General features: G+C 52.9%; 15 protein-coding genes and 7 pseudogenes. 7 read left to right on the top strand and 15 right to left on the bottom strand.

From position 1 onward, the window contains the following. Positions 1–148: 148 nt before the first annotated feature. The 13 genes and pseudogenes from tuf to GPOALKHO_RS05770 all read right to left on the bottom strand — a co-directional run bounded on the left by tuf (position 149) and on the right by GPOALKHO_RS05770 (position 9,910). The gene (gene tuf / locus GPOALKHO_RS05710) at positions 149–1,333 is read right to left on the bottom strand and encodes an elongation factor Tu (RefSeq protein ID WP_406701637.1); all 1,185 of its coding nucleotides are present in this window, start codon (positions 1,331–1,333) and stop codon (positions 149–151) included. A 57-nt stretch (positions 1,334–1,390) separates the two neighbouring features. Then, the gene (gene fusA / locus GPOALKHO_RS05715) at positions 1,391–3,496 is read right to left on the bottom strand and encodes an elongation factor G (RefSeq protein WP_406701639.1); all 2,106 of its coding nucleotides are present in this window, start codon (positions 3,494–3,496) and stop codon (positions 1,391–1,393) included. 94 nt (positions 3,497–3,590) lie between these two features. Then, the gene (rpsG, locus tag GPOALKHO_RS05720; protein ID WP_406703406.1) at positions 3,591–4,061 is read right to left on the bottom strand and encodes a 30S ribosomal protein S7; all 471 of its coding nucleotides are present in this window, start codon (positions 4,059–4,061) and stop codon (positions 3,591–3,593) included. A 95-nt stretch (positions 4,062–4,156) separates the two neighbouring features. Then, positions 4,157–4,531, bottom strand: coding sequence for a 30S ribosomal protein S12 (gene rpsL / locus GPOALKHO_RS05725; RefSeq protein ID WP_406701641.1), 375 nt, complete (start codon positions 4,529–4,531; stop codon positions 4,157–4,159). Between the two features lie 127 nt (positions 4,532–4,658). Further along, positions 4,659–4,946, bottom strand: a complete 288-nt coding sequence (tusB, locus tag GPOALKHO_RS05730; protein WP_406701643.1) for a sulfurtransferase complex subunit TusB — start codon at positions 4,944–4,946, stop codon at positions 4,659–4,661. 15 nt (positions 4,947–4,961) lie between these two features. After that, positions 4,962–5,321, bottom strand: coding sequence for a sulfurtransferase complex subunit TusC (gene tusC / locus GPOALKHO_RS05735; protein WP_406701644.1), 360 nt, complete (start codon positions 5,319–5,321; stop codon positions 4,962–4,964). A 7-nt stretch (positions 5,322–5,328) separates the two neighbouring features. Next, positions 5,329–5,721, bottom strand: coding sequence for a sulfurtransferase complex subunit TusD (gene tusD / locus GPOALKHO_RS05740; protein ID WP_406701646.1), 393 nt, complete (start codon positions 5,719–5,721; stop codon positions 5,329–5,331). Further along, positions 5,721–6,433, bottom strand: a pseudogene (locus GPOALKHO_RS05745) (transcriptional regulator). Before GPOALKHO_RS05745 ends, tusD begins: the two are co-directional and overlap by 1 nt. Before the next feature lie 257 nt (positions 6,434–6,690). Beyond that, the gene (gene fkpA, locus GPOALKHO_RS05750) at positions 6,691–7,512 is read right to left on the bottom strand and encodes an FKBP-type peptidyl-prolyl cis-trans isomerase (RefSeq protein WP_406701647.1); all 822 of its coding nucleotides are present in this window, start codon (positions 7,510–7,512) and stop codon (positions 6,691–6,693) included. Positions 7,513–8,035: 523 nt separating this feature from the next. Beyond that, positions 8,036–8,287, bottom strand: coding sequence for a hypothetical protein (locus GPOALKHO_RS05755; protein WP_406701649.1), 252 nt, complete (start codon positions 8,285–8,287; stop codon positions 8,036–8,038). A 649-nt stretch (positions 8,288–8,936) separates the two neighbouring features. After that, positions 8,937–9,204: pseudogene (locus GPOALKHO_RS05760) on the bottom strand (glutathione-regulated potassium-efflux system protein KefB); the annotation flags it as partial. Positions 9,205–9,443: 239 nt separating this feature from the next. Then, complete coding sequence (locus GPOALKHO_RS05765; RefSeq protein ID WP_406701651.1) at positions 9,444–9,614, bottom strand: hypothetical protein; 171 nt, start codon at positions 9,612–9,614, stop codon at positions 9,444–9,446. Further along, complete coding sequence (locus tag GPOALKHO_RS05770; protein ID WP_406701653.1) at positions 9,605–9,910, bottom strand: hypothetical protein; 306 nt, start codon at positions 9,908–9,910, stop codon at positions 9,605–9,607. Before GPOALKHO_RS05770 ends, GPOALKHO_RS05765 begins: the two co-directional genes overlap by 10 nt. 915 nt (positions 9,911–10,825) lie before the next feature. Here GPOALKHO_RS05770 and GPOALKHO_RS05775 point away from each other — a divergent pair. The 4 genes and pseudogenes from GPOALKHO_RS05775 to GPOALKHO_RS05790 all read left to right on the top strand — a co-directional run. Then, positions 10,826–12,155 (top strand): annotated as a pseudogene (locus GPOALKHO_RS05775) (ATP-binding cassette domain-containing protein); the annotation flags it as partial. Between the two features lie 715 nt (positions 12,156–12,870). Beyond that, positions 12,871–13,047: pseudogene (locus tag GPOALKHO_RS05780) on the top strand (YheU family protein); the annotation flags it as partial. A 194-nt stretch (positions 13,048–13,241) separates the two neighbouring features. Further along, positions 13,242–13,859 (top strand): annotated as a pseudogene (locus tag GPOALKHO_RS05785) (phosphoribulokinase). A 96-nt stretch (positions 13,860–13,955) separates the two neighbouring features. After that, positions 13,956–14,159: a hypothetical protein gene (locus GPOALKHO_RS05790; RefSeq protein WP_406703498.1), complete on the top strand. Its 204-nt coding sequence runs from the start codon at positions 13,956–13,958 to the stop codon at positions 14,157–14,159. Here the strand turns inward: GPOALKHO_RS05790 and GPOALKHO_RS05795 are convergent. After that, positions 14,146–14,360, bottom strand: a pseudogene (locus GPOALKHO_RS05795) (hypothetical protein); the annotation flags it as partial. The gene GPOALKHO_RS05790 and the pseudogene GPOALKHO_RS05795 overlap by 14 nt on opposite strands. A 311-nt stretch (positions 14,361–14,671) precedes the next feature. Here GPOALKHO_RS05795 and crp point away from each other — a divergent pair. The 3 genes and pseudogenes from crp to GPOALKHO_RS05810 all read left to right on the top strand — a co-directional run. Then, positions 14,672–15,304: a cAMP-activated global transcriptional regulator CRP gene (gene crp, locus GPOALKHO_RS05800; protein ID WP_406701654.1), complete on the top strand. Its 633-nt coding sequence runs from the start codon at positions 14,672–14,674 to the stop codon at positions 15,302–15,304. Positions 15,305–15,561: 257 nt separating this feature from the next. After that, a complete protein-coding gene (locus GPOALKHO_RS05805; RefSeq protein ID WP_406701655.1) occupies positions 15,562–15,966 on the top strand; it encodes an FUSC family membrane protein in 405 nt (134 codons plus the stop codon). A gap of 436 nt (positions 15,967–16,402) precedes the next feature. Continuing rightward, positions 16,403–16,653: pseudogene (locus GPOALKHO_RS05810) on the top strand (hypothetical protein); the annotation flags it as partial. A gap of 298 nt (positions 16,654–16,951) precedes the next feature. Here the strand turns inward: GPOALKHO_RS05810 and GPOALKHO_RS05815 are convergent. Then, the gene (locus GPOALKHO_RS05815) at positions 16,952–17,317 is read right to left on the bottom strand and encodes a hypothetical protein (RefSeq protein ID WP_406701656.1); all 366 of its coding nucleotides are present in this window, start codon (positions 17,315–17,317) and stop codon (positions 16,952–16,954) included. Positions 17,318–17,555: the final 238 nt, after the last annotated feature.

Below are 17,555 nucleotides of genomic sequence, written 5' to 3' on the forward strand. Positions count from 1 at the left end.
TCACATAGGATTCAGATATGAATTAACAACAAAATCTCCTGCAGAACAAGAGCCCATCTCACCAATGATTGAAAAAGGGCACCGAACGATACCCATTTAACCGCATGCCGCGTCAAATGGCTATTCAACAAACGTCGGCTTTGCCGACTCAAGCGATAATTTTAGCAACAACGCCGGCACCAACGGTACGGCCGCCTTCGCGAATAGCGAAACGCAGACCGTCGTCCATAGCGATCGGGGCAATCAGGTTAACAACCATCTTGATGTTATCACCAGGCATCACCATTTCAACGCCTGCCGGAAGTTCAATAGTACCGGTCACGTCAGTGGTACGGAAATAGAACTGCGGACGGTAACCTTTGAAGAACGGCGTGTGGCGACCGCCTTCGTCTTTGCTCAGAATATACACTTCCGATTCAAACTGGGTGTGTGGCTTGATCGAGCCCGGCTTGGCCAGAACCTGACCACGCTCGACATCGTCACGCTTGGTGCCGCGCAGCAGTACGCCAACGTTCTCTCCAGCACGGCCTTCGTCCAGCAGTTTACGGAACATTTCAACGCCGGTGCAGGTGGTTTTGGTGGTGTCTTTGATGCCGACGATTTCCACCTCATCACCCACTTTGATGGTGCCGCGCTCTACACGACCGGTTACCACAGTGCCGCGGCCGGAGATGGAGAATACATCTTCGATCGGTAGCAGGAACGGCTTGTCGATGGCGCGTTCCGGTTCTGGGATGTAGCTATCCAGTGCTTCCGCCAGTTCAATGATTTTCTGCGTCCAGGCTTCGTCGCCTTCCAGCGCTTTTAGCGCGGAACCGCGGATAACCGGCGTGTCATCGCCTGGAAAATCGTATTGCGATAACAATTCGCGCACTTCCATTTCCACCAGTTCCAACAGCTCTTCGTCATCAACCATGTCGCATTTGCTCATGAACACGATGATGTAAGGTACGCCAACCTGGCGACCCAGCAGGATGTGTTCGCGAGTCTGCGGCATCGGACCGTCGGTGGCAGCAACAACCAGGATCGCACCGTCCATCTGGGCCGCGCCAGTGATCATATTTTTCACATAGTCAGCGTGCCCCGGGCAGTCTACGTGCGCGTAGTGGCGGGTCGGGGTATCGTATTCAACATGCGAAGTATTGATGGTGATACCACGGGCCTTTTCTTCCGGAGTGTTGTCGATCTGATCGAACGCGCGCGCGCTACCGCCGTAGGCCTTGGCCAGAACGGTAGTGATGGCGGCAGTCAGGGTCGTTTTACCATGGTCAACGTGGCCGATAGTACCGACGTTAACATGTGGTTTGGTGCGTTGAAACTTCTCTTTAGACACAGATACATTCCTTACTTTATGCCTTCACCAATGGGCGAGAACACGGGATATCAAAGCTTACTTGGCTCTACGAGTTTCAATAATGGTCTGAGCAACGTTGTTCGGCGCTTCATTGTACTTCAGAAACTCCATAGAATAAGAAGCGCGGCCCTGAGTCTGTGAACGCAGATCAGTAGCATAACCGAACATTTCAGACAAAGGGACCCACGCACGAACGGTTTTACCAGTCGTGGTATCTTCCATACCATCAATCATGCCACGACGACGGTTCAAGTCACCAATCACGTCACCCATGTAGTCTTCAGGTGTTTCAACTTCAACCTTCATGATGGGCTCTAGCAGCACCGGTTTCGCCTTCATGAAGCCTTCTTTGAACGCCATGGAACCAGCGATCTTGAACGCCATTTCCGAGGAGTCGACTTCGTGGTAAGAACCATCGAAGACGGCAACACGGACGTCTACGATCGGGTAGCCGGCCAGAACACCGCTCTTCAGCTGTTCCTGAACGCCTTTATCCACCGCCGGAACGTACTCTTTCGGCACCACACCACCGACGATTTCGTTCAGGAACTCGTAGCCTTTGCCGCCCGGTTCCATCGGTTCAATACGCAGCCATACGTGGCCAAACTGACCGCGACCACCGGACTGTCGAACGAATTTACCTTCCTGTTCGACGGTAGAACGGATCGTTTCACGGTAGGCCACCTGTGGCTTACCGACGTTAGCTTCCACGCTGAATTCACGACGCATACGGTCGACGAGAATTTCAAGGTGCAGCTCACCCATACCGGCGATGATAGTCTGGTCGGACTCTTCATCGGTCCAGACGCGGAAAGACGGGTCTTCCTGCGCCAGACGCCCCAGAGCCAGACCCATTTTTTCCCGGTCTGCTTTGGTTTTCGGCTCCACGGCAACCGAGATAACCGGCTCCGGGAATTCCATACGCTCAAGAATGATGGGTGAGGACGGATCGCACAGGGTATCCCCGGTGGTTACGTCTTTCAGGCCGATGGCCGCGGCGATATCACCGGCGCGGACTTCCTTAATTTCTTCACGTTTGTTAGCGTGCATCTGTACAATACGGCCGAAACGTTCGCGCTTGTCCTTCACCGAGTTTAGCACTGTATCGCCGGAGTTGACGACGCCGGAGTAGACGCGGAAGAAGGTCAGGTTGCCAACGAACGGGTCGGTAGCGATTTTGAACGCCAGCGCCGAGAACGGCTGATCATCGCTGGAATGACGCTCAGTATGGGTTTCGCCATTGTTGAGCACGCCATTGATGGCGGCAACGTCGGTCGGTGCCGGCAGGTATTCGATAACCGCATCCAGCATCGCCTGCACGCCCTTGTTCTTGAACGCGGAACCACATGTGACTAGAACGATTTCGTTGTTCAGAACACGCTGGCGCAGACCGGTTTTGATCTCTTCTTCGCTCAGATCTTCTCCACTCAGGTATTTGTCCATCAGCTCTTCAGAGGCCTCAACTGCGGATTCCACCAGGTGCTGATGCCATTTGTCAGCCAGATCGGTCAAATCAGCTGGGATGTTTTTATAAGTAAAGGTCACACCTTGGTCCGCTTCGCTCCAGTTGATAGCTTTCATTTTCACCAGATCGACAACGCCAGTGAATTTTTCTTCCGCGCCGATAGCCAGCTGAATCGGAACTGGGTTAGCGGCCAGACGGGTTTTCAGTTGCTCAACTACGCGCAGGTAGTTTGCGCCTATACGGTCCATTTTGTTTACGAACGCGATACGCGGCACTTTGTACTTGTTTGCTTGGCGCCACACAGTTTCAGACTGCGGCTGCACACCGCCGACCGCACAGTAGACCATGACGGCGCCATCGAGCACGCGCATAGAACGTTCGACTTCGATGGTGAAGTCAACGTGTCCCGGGGTGTCGATGATGTTGATACGGTGCGAATCAAACTGTTTGGCCATGCCGGCCCAGAAACAGGTGGTCGCGGCGGACGTAATGGTGATACCACGCTCCTGCTCCTGCGCCATCCAGTCCATGGTGGCGGCGCCATTGTGAACTTCACCGATCTTGTGGTTTACACCCGTGTAGAACAGAATACGTTCAGTCGTAGTGGTTTTACCTGCGTCGATGTGTGCACTGATACCTATGTTACGATAGTGTGCGATGGGTATTACACGAGCCATTTGAATCCTCGATTAGTGGGGCATTCATTCTGAACTAACCCGGCATGGACAATTCATGAGCGTCCGCTAGATCAGCGTGACTACGGCGGTGCGATTACCAGCGGTAGTGGGCGAACGCCTTGTTGGCATCTGCTATACGGTGAACGTCTTCACGTTTCTTCACAGCAGCACCTTTGTTTTCTGTTGCATCGGAAAGTTCGTTCGCCAAGCGCAGAACCATAGATTTATCACCGCGTTTACGAGCTGCTTCAACGATCCAACGCATTGCTAGGGCGTTGCGGCGAACCGGACGAACTTCTACTGGTACCTGATAAGTCGAACCACCGACGCGGCGCGATTTGACTTCGACAGTCGGACGCACGTTGTCCAGGGCAACTTCAAAAGCTTCCAGATGGCCTTTACCAGAACGCTGAGCCAGGGTCTCCAGTGCGGTATAGACGATTGCTTCCGCGATAGATTTTTTGCCATCTACCATCAGTATGTTAACAAATTTGGCCAGAAGCTCAGATCCGAACTTCGGATCCGGCAGGATTTTACGTTGACCAATGACGTGACGACGTGGCATGTGGAAATACTCCGTTGTTAATTCAGGGTTGTCCAAAACTCGATGGGTTCTTTAATAGAGTTATAAAACGTTTGGCCTTACTTAGCGGAGAACCATTAAGCCTTTGGCTTCTTTACGCCGTACTTGGAGCGACCCTGCTTACGGTCTTTTACACCGGAGCAGTCAAGGGCGCCACGAACGGTATGGTACCGCACACCAGGCAGGTCTTTTACACGACCGCCGCGGATCAGGATCACGGAGTGCTCCTGCAGGTTATGGCCTTCACCGCCAATGTAGGAGGTGACCTCAAACCCATTGGTTAAACGGACGCGGCATACTTTGCGCAGTGCGGAGTTCGGTTTTTTTGGGGTGGTGGTATATACGCGAGTACATACGCCACGTTTCTGCGGGCAGGAGTCAAGCGCCGGAACGTTGCTCTTCGCGACCTTCATGGAGCGCGGTTTGCGTACCAGTTGGTTAATCGTTGCCATTCAATAAAGCTCCTGGTTTTCGTAAATACGTAATAAACCGCCTCGTGATGCCACGAGGCAAAGTACGAAGACGCAGGATTTTATGGCTGACGGATAAAGGTGTCAAGAAATATACAACCCACTTGGCCTACCACGCTATCTGCTGCGGCTGTTTTTCGGTCAGCCTGACGAAATCATTATAACTGATTATCGCGATATTGGGCGAAAAATAAACAAATAATCCACGGGCGGCGATGTCGTTTTCCAGCGCGTACAACTCCAGAGGTGAGGCGATCAGCGCGCGGGCGGCCGGCGTACCGCGCAGACCGGCAATAACGCCATCGGACAGCAGCAGCAGATCGTCACCGGTCTGCGCGGTACGCAGCAGCGCCGATAGATCGCAGGCATAGGGAGAGCGACTCAAGGTATACAACATGGGCGCCTTCCGGCGTTAAAACGTCAAAACGGTATCGTAGGCGGCCAGACGCTGGCGTAAATCCGTCGCCGGCAGCCACTCGGCGTCCAGCACCCAGCCAGCGCCGGCACTCAGTCCGCGCTCCGTGGCCGAGTCAGCGCAGAGATAGAGCCTATTAACATCATACAGCGAGAGCACGCCGAAGGTGGCGACGAAGTCCCGCGCCAGAATTTGTGCCGGCTGCTGCTGAGGCAATAGTAGCAATACGCCGTCGGCGATGAAAAAGACCCCGATATCTTCGGCCAGCGCTGAGGTGGCCAAGAGTGCGTCGAGCCCCTCCCGTCCGGCGGCGTCGCCGTGTGGCCCGTGGGTAAAAACAAAAGCGATGCGGTTCATGGCGGCCTTAAAACTGAATAAAGCGATCGCAGTCGAGCACCGCCTGTGCCAGTGTGCCCAGGCCGCTGAGCTCGAAGCCAGGTTGAAGGTTATCACCGGCACGGTTTTGCAATGACGCCTGTATGACATCGGTCACGCCGCGGCGCAGGGCGGCGGCAACGCAGACATGCAGCATCACCCGATACCGCTGCGCCAGATCGTGCCAGGCGCGCACCAGATCCACCTCATCGCCGGCGGGCACACTCAGACGATTGGCGTTAGCAACGCCCTCTTGGTAAAAGAACACGGTGCCGAGACGGTGGCTGCATGCTAGCAGCGCCTGGGCGAACTGTAACGCACTGCTGGCGCGCTGGTTGCCATAAGCCGGTCCGGTTACCATCAGGCAGTAGTTCAGATTCACTACTCCTGCCCTACAAAATCGCCACTTTTAAACTGACGGATATGCAGATACACCGTGTCCTTGGAGATATTGGGCCTATCGAAGACCTAATTGATGGTATTCTTGATGTCAAAGATGCCTTTTTGTGCAAATTAAGCGCGATCTGTCGATTTTTGGCGTTGTTGTATACGTTGTGATCAGCGCTGACTTCCTCGATAGTGAACTCCAGCGCTTGCGCCACCAGATCGTCCAGCGAGGAGACAACATTCACTGAGATCGCGATGTCCTGCATTTTCGGAGAAATAAGCGTTTGCATAATCTGCGAGAACAACGCGTCCAAATTCATATTGATGCACAAAAGCCCTATCATACATTGCTCGCGGTTGCGGATAGCAATGGTGACGGATTTCATCAGGACGTCGTTTTTCGCCAGGGTGAAGTAGGTGCGGGAAACACTGCTGTCCTCACCGGCCATGTCATGCAGCATGCGCAGTGCCAGAGCCGAGATCGGTGACCCCACTTTACGTCCGGTATGTTCGCCATTAGCGATACGCACAGCCGAACATTTCAGGTCCTCCAGGGAGTGCAATACAATCTCGTAATGTTCGCTAATAAGCATCGCCAGGCCGTCCACGACGGCCTCATAAGAGGCGAGAATTTCATTATTCATGAAAGGACGTTCGTTCAGTAAATCCAACTCCCTTGAATCAGAATGTGGGAGAGACGTATACATGTGGAAGTACCACCCGTGGTTGTGAATCGGCCGAGACAGTATTGGGCAGATTTGGTTGTAATTCTGTTATTCGGCGGCTAGTCTAGCAAATCCGGTGAGATGCTTCCTTGTGTTTGGTGAGATTTTTATCATTCCGTATGGATATCATCCACCCGCGCTGCCAAGGGCGGGCGCGCTGGCCAGCAGGGCGCCTAAAATCATCACCGATGGCCTACATGACGCTCACGGACGGCGGGCCGTTGGTAGTAACGGTAATCTTATTTTTGCTGCGCGCCCACGTCGGGAGCCTGCCCGTCCTCTCCGGTCGCCGGTTTGATATCGAGCAGATCGATATCAAACACCAACGTGGAGTTGGCCGGGATGCCGGGAACGTCGGTTTTTCCATACGCCTGCTCAGGTGGAAGAACCAGATGGATTTTTCCTCCTTTCTTGATGTGCTTCAAACCTTCTGTCCAGCCGGGGATGACGCCGTCCAGGCGGAAGGAGAGCGGCTCGCTGCGTTTATAGGAGTTGTCGAATTCCGTTCCGTCGACCAGGGCGCCTTTGTAGTTCACGACTACGGTATCGCTGTTGGTCGGCGCGCTGCCGATGCCAGCTTTATCGACTTTATACAGTACGCCGTTGGTAGTTTTCTTCACGCCCTTCTGCTTGGCATAGTCTTCGCGGTATTTGTCGCCCTTGGCGGCGTTGTCCTTGGCTTCCTGCTCCATTTTGGTCTTGGCAGCCTGCTTGACGTGTTCCTCAAAGCTTTGCAGCGTGGCTTCAATCTCTTTGTCGGACAGCTTGTTATTGTTACCGAAGGCGTCCTGAACGCCGGAGATCATCTGACCTTTATCTAGCTTTATCCCGAGTTTTTCCTGCTCTTTCATCGAGTTATTCATGTAATGCCCCAAGGAGGCACCCAGCGCATAGGCGGTCTGATCTTCGCTGCTTTTGAATTTGTTCAAAATGGAACTGGCAGGCACGGTGGTTGCCGGCTGGATGGCGCTTGGCGCCGTATCGGCGGCCAGAGCGCTACTTGTGTTAAGGGCAAGTGCTATAGTAGAGGCTAGCAGCGATACTTTAATCAATGATTTCATAAATCTTCATTTTCCTGGAATAGCGGTCCCGGTGTTGATAGTAAAGTCAGACAAAGTACTATAGCTGTGAGCATAAAGGCAACACAATCGCTATGCTGGTTGATTAACGCTTTCTTGGACTTTTTTACAACAAGAAGTTTTCTGATAATGCACTTTCATTACGTTTCGGTTTAGTATCACCGCCTAATAATGACCTTTATGCGAATGATCCGCGCAAGGCAAGGTAGAATCTACCGGGATTGCCCGCGTGAAGCAACCGCGAAATGGGAACGATGAGACGCCGGTTTCATTAGTCTTGATCGGCAGCAAGAAGAGAAAATGATGGAACAATCGTGGCTGAAACAACGTCTGGAATTATTAATGCTGAGGAACTGAATCAGTCGCTGGCGCCCCACCAGCGCGATATCAGCCAGCTACGGGAGCAGTTACGCTCTGTTGTCGAATAAGTTGCGCGCACAGAACACCTCGCTTATCACTTCGCAAAGCGAAGAAACGCTACACCCCATTACTGAGCGGGTGGGGCTCATGACGTAGACCGGACAGGCCCGGCGCCGGCCACGCTTTGTGGCAGCGGCAACCACTGTTTCATGCTCATATGCTCATGTTCATGAGCATGTTCACCATAAACATGACCGTGCACCAGTTCTTCCTCAATCGCTTCACGCACGGCGATGAAGGCGTCCGCATGGAAGTTCAATTTCGGCGATTTCCAATCGGGACCTGGCCCTGATCGCACTAAGAAACGCATTCCCAGTTCCAGTTCGTCGACACCCATAAACTAAACATCTTTACGCGCTGCGCCAGATTTCATCGTAGGGGCCGTGGCATCGTTGGCTTCTATCAAAAATGTCGCTCGTGGCGCGATCTTCCAGCATTTTCCAGCCCTGGAAATCAACGAGGCATGATCGTGCGGGTACTCCAACGGTGCGCTCACCGGGGGTTCATCGACCAACAATACATCGTCTTCTATCCTCAACTGACAGACCAGATTGACCACCCGATCTTTGGAGTACCCGCACGATCATGCCTCTCTACTTTCATAATATTCCCCCATAATATTCCCCATTGAAAACTAATTTGGCGCTGATTCTAACCAAAAACCGCACGTATGTAAGCTTTAGCCATAAAAGTGGTCAATTTAGCCATGTGGTCAATCATGCTACTCCGGATGAAAATACCGATAATGTGTTCCTTATCTGGTCTTTCACGCCAATCCTTTCGTCATCCTACCACTGGTTATAGCCGCATTTGACGTAACTCACCCGATCACTATTCTCCTCGCGCTATACCGCCAGTATGTTGCCGCTGTGGCAGCTGGGGCATGTAGCGCCAGCGTAAAGTGTTTATGCTTTACCATCATCGTGTCGTTTCCCCTGTTGCTCATCCTCGCCACAACCGTCGAGCAGCCTGCGTTCCTACTACATCTACATCTCGCGCTGGAAAATGTCCTCCAGCTCGCGCCGCGCTTCCATAACGCGCGAACTGTGCCGCCCCTTCCTTGTGGTTGAGGCATCAATTCATGGAGTATACGCATATTCGCTAGCACCAGCTAGCGAAAGTGTTGCTGCGACCGGCACAACGATTGCAGCACCTTGCGCCCAACTCCAGCGCGCTGGAGTTGGTTTCGCGTAAAAATCACGACACGTCGGCCTGCAGGAACTCATGCGTTTCAACGCGCCCGTACGCACCAGCATCTGCAAAATAGGGAGAATACTATAGGGAGAATACTACTGGCAAAGGTGGATAATAGCCATATTATTCGGACGTGTTGGCTGTGATGCGCAACAGGCTGACAACGCCGATATCACGATCAAGTACCGTATGCGCGTTTTATTCGCCATGCATAGGCCCATCACTTGCGAGACGGCCCAGGATACGATCGACAGATCGTATTGTTAACAGCGTGGTAATCATCGACAATGTGACAATCATCAGCAATAACGATAATTGACGCCGGTAAGGATTTTCTGCACCGAGACGCAGGCGAAAACCCCATAGCCGCGCCAGGATATAAATAGCGTGCCTTTTATCGCGACCAGATATGGCGACCTCACCAGCATCGTCAGCACGTGCACATACAAAGCGCCGAGATTCAGCGCCATCCCGACCAAAATGCCGGTAGCAGAAACTTCTCGCACATTCGCCGAGGCGATATAGCGAAACAGCAGACGCAGAGCAGATAGCGCCCGCCCACCAGCATGCCGAAAACACCTCTAGCTTGATGCCGACTTTCATCCAATCCCAGTGGGCCGCCGTCGGAAAGAAATGTGATAAACGACAGCGTCGGGATCACAGGCATATCCTGAAATAGTAACACTGAAAAACCCAGTTTGCCCAGTCGATGCCCGACAATAAGCGCTGCCTGCCAGCGCATGCTGGAAAAGCAAGCGCAGCCCACAGCAACGCCGTGAATAGCTACCTGCTCGGCGCCGACACTGAATATCGAATGTCGTAAATGTCAGAGCTTGGCGGGGTTCAGTTTCAGGACGATGATGGACATCAAAGGACCACCCCAACTCCGAGAAATGCAGGATCTTATCGATATCGCGAATAAAATCCAGATCCAATGCGCCGGGGCCGATGGCGATGCCGGCAGCGAGGTACCTTGGCGTCGATGCCGAGCTGTTGTGCGATAGGCGCCGCCACCACCGCGGTAAAAAGAAACAGCAGCATCGCAACCAGAAAAGGAGGGACTACTCTCCTGCCATTCACCATCCGACGATAACGGCAACGATAGCCAGCGCGCATATTCGCTGGCTCTGCAGGCGAGGCGTGCCGCACCCTGGCGCAGCGCCCAATAAATAACATCGGCGACTGCCAGTGCATACGGCACAGCGCAGCGAACAGGGCAAAAGGACGTAGGAATCCGCCATCTCCACTTCTAACGCGCTGCTGGTCGATGGGCACCCCAGCATCGCCGGTGGTGATACTGACCGCTAGTGTTGGTCAGCACGCGTCTAGCCACCCTTTGAGCAACACGGTACAGCTGTAGGTGTATAACAGATGCCCACAATCACCTGGTGATCGTGCGGCATATCGATAAAAAAATTCGAATAGTGCGTATACATCATGTACGGTGACATGACTGAGTGTAGCTGCAGCCTTGAGTAACACCTGGTCGCTACTGAATCCTGGGCCTCAGAATGCGCGCACAACAGCAAAATTTTCGGCAGCTCAAAGATAACTCCCCTTCAAAGCGTAGTCAGGAAGCAGGATTTCCGCCACCATGCTCATGCTTCGCAAAGATAATATCATGACGCGATATCCCGTTTAACATTCAACGAAATTTAACATACTCCAACGACGGCACTTTATGATTGCTTTCTCCTTGTTGACAATTCGTCGCGGTACACCGCGTACTGATGGATATAACGCCACAGCCACGGTCAACCCGTGGCACAAGTCGGGCTGGGTTGGCAAAACGGCTGCGGCAAATCCACGCAGCTATCGTTGTTGAAACAAGAATGCAGGATGTCGACAGCGTCAACCTGATCGCGAACTGGGCGATGGCCTAGGTTAATCAAGGGACCCACCCTTGACGTGCCGGCACTGGAGTTATGTTAGATGGCGATCTGGAATATCGGTCAGTTTAAATCTGAATCACTTGCTGCCAATGAAAATGATGGTCATACCATTGCCACGCTACACGAAAAACTGGACACTATCGACGCTTGGACCATTCGCGTCCGTACCGCCAGCCTTTTGAGCGGTCTGAGCTTCAGCCAGCCCAGCGACGAAGGCCGGTACCGCTTTACTCCGGCGGCTGGCGCATGCGTCTTAATCCCGTGCAAACACTGCTGTGCCTGGTTTGATCTGCTGTTGCTGACGAGCCGACCAACCATTTGGATTTTGATGCAGTCATCTGATTGAAAAGTGGCTAAGAAATTACCCGGGTACGTTTATTTTGATTGCCCACGATCGCGACTTTCTCGATCCTATCATCAATCGGGTGCTATACATATCGACCAACAGACCCTAAATGAATATACCGGTAACTGCTCGTCGTTTGAGAAGCAGCGCGCCGCCAAACTAGTGCAACAACAGTTGCTCTACCAGCATCAGCAGGAAAAGTGGCGCATTTGCAGTACTACATTGATCGCTTCCGCGACAAGGCAACCAAAACCAAAATAGAGTTTCTCGCCCCGGCACATGTGGATAATCCCTTTCGATTTAGTTTCCGCGCGCTGGAAATTTTCCTAATCCGCGGCTCATAGCCTGATTTTACGCTCCATCAAGCTCATTTTATACCCGGTTCACGCATCGGTCTACTGGGACGCAACGGTGCCGGTAAATCGATGCTTCTTATCAAGCTCCTGCTCGTTCCTCTGCTGCCACAGTCGGGTGACGGTGTCGCTGGAGAAAGGTATCAAGATTGGCTACTTCGCCAAGCACCAAGTTGGAGTTTTGCGCACCGATGAAATGCTGCTGCAACACCTTTGGGCGGCTTCGGCTTTCAGGGCGATAAAGTCACCAACCAGACAGCGCGTTTTTTCGGCGGTGAGAAAGTGTGGCTGGTGCTGGCGCTGATTGTCGCGTTCACCAAAGTGCTTATCGATTTCGATGGCACGCTGGTAGTCGTCTCCCACGATCGCCATCTACCGCACTCCACCATCGATAAATTTTACCTAAAGCGCCCGCAAAAGCGAACTGAGCGACTGCCTGCAACGGTAAGGGAATTGAAATCGGCGCCGGCGGAAGTGGAGTTAGGCTGGCTGAGAAGTCCAGGAACAGTTGGACACACTGTTGTAGACGTTAGCGCAAAAAATAGTTGCGCTCAGCGTCATACCAGCATTGCGCAGACCGCAGGCGACTCAATGTCGCCACACAGACTGAGCGCGCTCAGCGCCAAATCAGCAGCACGCAGGCCACGATCAGCAATCCCATTGGCCAGAACGAAAGCGCCCAAGCCCGCCGCCCTTTCAGCGGCCGACCGATCACCCTACCAAGCACGAGCCAGACGGGCGCTAGAGGACGATATTGACGGCGGCGATGCCGATGCATTCGCGATCACCGACCCAGCGAACCACGCTTTCGGATGGAGAAATTGTATGTCTTGATAAAATGGCACCAACTTTTAGCGTAAAATGCAGGGCGTAAAGGGTGATGAGACTGCCGACACCACAAGCCCGACAACAGCATGCACTGCATGCCAAGCACCAACGGCATGGGACGCAAAAGGCCGACATGGGCGGCCGATAAAACAGACCCAACTCCATCTCCACATATCCCGTACTATATCCCGCACTATTGCTCCCGACCATTCGGTGAAAGTTCGTCACGCTTCACCCCGGACCACCGCCGGAGAAATATCGAAAATAATCATTCCATGGGAGGGGTTGTCCCGCCACGTTATATAATTTGAGCGAATCGTTCACGTTATATAATTTGAGCGAATCGTTTGTGCTGCGCGAGAACACAGATTATGGCGAGTGGGAACAAAGCCTGCAACAGAAGGTAGCGGATGTGTTACGCCAGGTGCAGTCCGGCGAAGCGGTGCTGACGTGGTCAGAGTTGCATGAAAGCATTAGTATCATACGCGCGGTCAGTTCTGCCCCGATTAGCGACGGCGATGCAGCTCTCCCCGCCGCTGCCTCGACCGGCCCTGGCGTCCGCATGGCGGAAACAAGCAAGCCTGCGGTGGTCCTGCAGCGCCAAAATGTGATAACAATAACTTTCGGCCGCCCGCACGTCATATGACAGAGGTTATCAATACTATTAAGGTCTCATCTATGTCAGCACAACGTCCAATTATTGCAGTTACCAGCTCTAATGGCACCGGGACTACGACCACCAGCCTGGCTTTTCACAAAATCTTTCAACAATTGCACATTCGCGCAGCGGGGTTAGAAGGCGATAATTTTCACTATTTCACCCGGCAGGAAATGGATTAGGCCATGTAAAGCGCGCGTTTAGGTCTGCACGTGAGTTATTTCCGGATGTGAATAACCCCTATCTTCTGGAAAACCTTTTATGAAGAAAGCGGACGCGGGCAGGCGCGCAAATGTTTGCATGCCCACGACAAAGCGGTTTCTTATAATCAGGTCCACGGCCCCTCACTCCCCTGGCAGCCCCTGCCGGGGCCTACCGACCTTCTATTCTACGAGGGGCTGCATGGCGGCGTTGTGACCGAGCATAATGACGTTGCGCGGCACGTGGATTTGCTGGCGGGGTAGTGTCGATAGTCAATCCGGAGTGAATTCAGAAATTAGTGCGCGATACCAACGAGCGGAGAGCGGAGCCACTCCCGCGAAGCGATCATGGATTCCGTAGTGCGATCCATGGAAGATTATATCAACTTCAACTTTATCATGCCGCAATTTTCCCGTACCCATACCAACTTTCAGTAAGTGCCCATAATGGACACCTCCGATCCGTTCGTCGCCAAAGCCATCCCCGGCGCTTGATGAACGCTTTATGGTTATTCACTTCGCGGCCTGGACGTCATGGATTTTCCCAAGGGATCTTTTATTTACAATATCAATACGTTGGCGGTATCAGGCGGCAAATGGGTCTTGGTGATTGAATTCATCATGGCGCCTCTAGTCAAGCAATTTTCAAAGCTGTGTGTGGATGATACTGGCGGCTTTTCCTGCATCAGCGAGAGCGAACAATTTGATTTGGGTAAACAGACGCGGAGGTTAACTTGACCTCACAGTCGTGCGCATCGGCATGCCCCTTTTGCAGAATCGAAACCACGTCAATGGCACTATAGCCATCGGCGGACATAAGCAGCATTTCGATTGAACTTGGAACCTTTTCACCACTGTTGCCATCCATAATAATCTGGTGGCCCGAGGCGGATTTGCCGATAAAAGATAGCCTTTCCACCCTATTACTCGCGCTTGCATATCGTTAACTTCTGATAATATTCTTTGTGGAAGACTACCTTTGCTGCCAAACTGGCAATGTAACCGCAGATGCATCATGCTGAATCGAGACAACACAAGACAGTCTCTTAAAGCTATGCTAAAAACAAGGCAGGATCAAACTCACTGACAGTGAAAAGCAAGAGAGCAATCGAAATGTCATCAACATCGGACCCTGATAAGTTCCCTTGCGAGGTTCCGTTTATGAACGGAAGACATCATAATAACACCTTACCTTACAGGGAATACGCCGTTCATAAACAGAGCGGCGAGACAAAAGAGGATAACAACTAATGGTTCTCGGCAAACTGCAAACAGACCCGACTCTCGAATGGTTCCTGTCCCATTGCCATATTCATAAGTACCCATCGAAGAGTACGTTGATTCACCAGGGTGAAAAGGCAGAAACGCTCTATTATATCGTTAAAGGTTCCGTCGCAGTGCTTATCAAGGACGAAGAAGGCAAGGAGATGATCCTCTCCTACCTGAATCAGGGGGATTTTATCGGCGAATTGGGGTTGTTTGAAGAGGGGCAAGAGCGCAGCGCATGGGTACGAGCAAAAACGGCCTGTGAAGTGGCTGAGATATCCTACAAGAAATTTCGCCAGTTGATTCAGGTCAATCCCGACATTCTGATGCGTCTGTCTTCACAAATGGCCAGCCGCCTGCAGGTGACCTCAGAGAAAGTTGGCAACCTGGCTTTCCTGGATGTGACGGGGCGTATCGCGCAAACGTTACTGAATTTAGCCAAGCAGCCGGACGCAATTACTCACCCTGACGGTATGCAAATAAAAATCACCCGGCAGGAAATTGGCCAAATAGTTGGCTGTTCACGGGAAACGGTCGGCCGTATTTTGAAAATGCTTGAGGATCAAAATCTCATCTCTGCCCACGGGAAAACCATTGTCGTTTACGGAACCCGCTAATCCCCTTTCACCACAGGCATGGCCAGGATGGCCATGCCTCTTTAGCTGACTTATGTGGCATAGACTCATCTATCACCCCGAAGTGAGTTATGCCCTGAGTTATGCCCTGCAGGCAGACCATTATGCTTTGCCTGCCGGTCGCCGTCGGACTGTGTTCGGCAGCCTGCAGCAAGGTCTGCTGTTCTCGCTGGTACCCGCCTGCGCAACATCGCCGAACCTGATCAGCTCTATGAGTGTTTTAAGCGGCTGGTGGTCGGTTGCTCGCCGTTCGCCATGAGCTGTATTTTCCAGGGCTGTTCGGTGTCAGCGGCGAAATACGCCTGCTACACGACCGCTTGCTGCCGGCATTGCTAATTGCCGCGGTATCTACCCTGGGGTTGACCGGCAATGTGCCGCTTTGGCCGCCGCTACTCTATCTGGCGGGGAGCGCCTGGTATGGGCTGTTTGACGCGCTGTGGTTCCGGCTATGGCACGAAGTACAACTTGCTAACTCAGCACACCGACGGACAGTGCGCTGCCGACGCTGTTCGCCCGTCAGAAAGGCTATCAATCAGATTGCCCAAGTGTATTGGCAGTTGAATATGCTCTCGCCAACCATCTCAACCACACAAAAGACTGTTGCGGGCCTTCCGGGTCGCGTTGGATTTGCAATATCGCGGTGAGTCTACATCAGCCGGTAAAGTGCAAAAGCTGGTTCAGCAAAGCCACGCCGAGCCGGTATCACGCTACAACGCGCGTATCGTCGCCGCCCTGTCGGCGCCGGAAAATTGCCTTCTACCATCCGGATAACCCGGTGGCCAGTTCTGCTAAGCAGTATCTATTGCCTGTTATGTCCAGCGCCTCTCTGTCATCATAATGTGATGGCGAATAACCAGCAGCAGTTGCCGTTCTGGCCGTCGCCGTTCGTTATTGCTCCTTGAGATCGATAGCGCTGCGCAACATCGTCCGCCTGGCTTCATGCTAGCGATCGGTAGCAGTTTGAACCCAGCGTTCAATCTGCAGATGACCATCATGTTTGTCAGTCAGAATGGTTGGCAGAGGGGGCTGTAAAACGACCATCAGGCGCTGGAGCGGAATCTCCGGCTCGCTCACGCTACTTATGCCCACATGCGGGTCAACCAAGCGCACAACGCCTTGTTCACCTCCCTTAGCCGGCAATGCAGGAGCCTGGTTTAATTTCCACTATCTGAGTGATATGCGCTTATGGAGCACCCATAGTCAGTTCATTATCGCACACATCAACGCCATGATGACGCTAGCGCGCGATCATTGTATGCTGGCCAATGCGTTGGCGGCCGACTATCTGGCCTCTTGCGAGGTAGCGCAGCAAAGTTGTCAGCAACGGTGGAGTACGACAGCCCGAGTGTTGAAATCTGGGTATTTCAACACTAACGGCCAGCAGGATCAGGCGGCGACGCTCATGGAATGTCATTTGCGGCGCATACTGCTCCACATCGGTGTGATGCATACGATTCGTCGGTGGCGTGGCCGAAGCGGCAGCAGCACGGTTTTTGGCTCGTGCACCGGTTGTGCACGATGCACTGCCAAACTGGTGCCGTGGTTCAAGAGGGGAAACCGCCCCAGGCCGCCGGACGGGCACAGGCCGGCCGATAGCGATGACGTCTGTCACTCTGTCAGGCTGCGCCGTCACATGCGCCACGGTTTTTCAAACCACGTCAAGCCCTCATCAATATCAGCAAACACCACCTCCAGCGACAGCGAGAAGGAAATCACATCGTGGCTGACATTGAGAATCATGCGCCTTTCCAGAACGGCGGCATGTAGAAAATTCCTCACCCGCCCCTGAAGCTCGATGCCAGCTCCGCGCCAAGCAGCAGTCCCATACAACGTACCTGCGCGAAGACCTGATATTTTTTCGTCAATATCCTGCAGCGCTTGGATGAAACGCTCGTGGCGTTCGTTGATACCACTCGCCTCATGAGAGCTCAACGCGGCTTCCGCCACTGCATAGGTCAGTGGGTACAGTAGGAAGACATCGCCGGTGTGCCGCACAGCGTCTCCCTTGAGTTTTCGACGCGCCTTGCTGATCCCAAACCCACCTGCCTTTGCCTTTTACCGGAACGAACTAGGCGGATGCATAAACCAGCTAACTTGATCGAAGGTTTCCTAGGTAACTGCCGCATTGCCTGTTTTCATAAGGCGGTCACTTTAAAATATAATATGAGTGAAAATATATTTACGTGCTATGAATAAAATCACACTAAAGTCAAGCGCTATCCAAATTAGACCG

Origin of the sequence: Sodalis sp. (in: enterobacteria) (assembly GCF_036327475.1) — a bacterium.
Lineage (GTDB): Bacteria > Pseudomonadota > Gammaproteobacteria > Enterobacterales > Enterobacteriaceae.

What these genes read in the sequence shown, in the direction of transcription:
- GPOALKHO_RS05765 (WP_406701651.1), bottom strand. Translation starts at nt 9,614, where the DNA reads ATGGCGCTGAATCTCGGCGCTTTGTATGTGCACGTGCTGACGATGCTG.
- tusC (WP_406701644.1), bottom strand. Translation starts at nt 5,321, where the DNA reads ATGAACCGCATCGCTTTTGTTTTTACCCACGGGCCACACGGCGACGCC.
- tusB (WP_406701643.1), bottom strand. Translation starts at nt 4,946, where the DNA reads ATGTTGTATACCTTGAGTCGCTCTCCCTATGCCTGCGATCTATCGGCG.
- fusA (WP_406701639.1), bottom strand. Translation starts at nt 3,496, where the DNA reads ATGGCTCGTGTAATACCCATCGCACACTATCGTAACATAGGTATCAGT.
- GPOALKHO_RS05755 (WP_406701649.1), bottom strand. Translation starts at nt 8,287, where the DNA reads ATGGGTGTCGACGAACTGGAACTGGGAATGCGTTTCTTAGTGCGATCA.
- rpsL (WP_406701641.1), bottom strand. Translation starts at nt 4,531, where the DNA reads ATGGCAACGATTAACCAACTGGTACGCAAACCGCGCTCCATGAAGGTC.
- fkpA (WP_406701647.1), bottom strand. Translation starts at nt 7,512, where the DNA reads ATGAAATCATTGATTAAAGTATCGCTGCTAGCCTCTACTATAGCACTT.
- crp (WP_406701654.1), top strand. Translation starts at nt 14,672, where the DNA reads ATGGTTCTCGGCAAACTGCAAACAGACCCGACTCTCGAATGGTTCCTG.
- GPOALKHO_RS05790 (WP_406703498.1), top strand. Translation starts at nt 13,956, where the DNA reads ATGGATTTTCCCAAGGGATCTTTTATTTACAATATCAATACGTTGGCG.
- rpsG (WP_406703406.1), bottom strand. Translation starts at nt 4,061, where the DNA reads ATGCCACGTCGTCACGTCATTGGTCAACGTAAAATCCTGCCGGATCCG.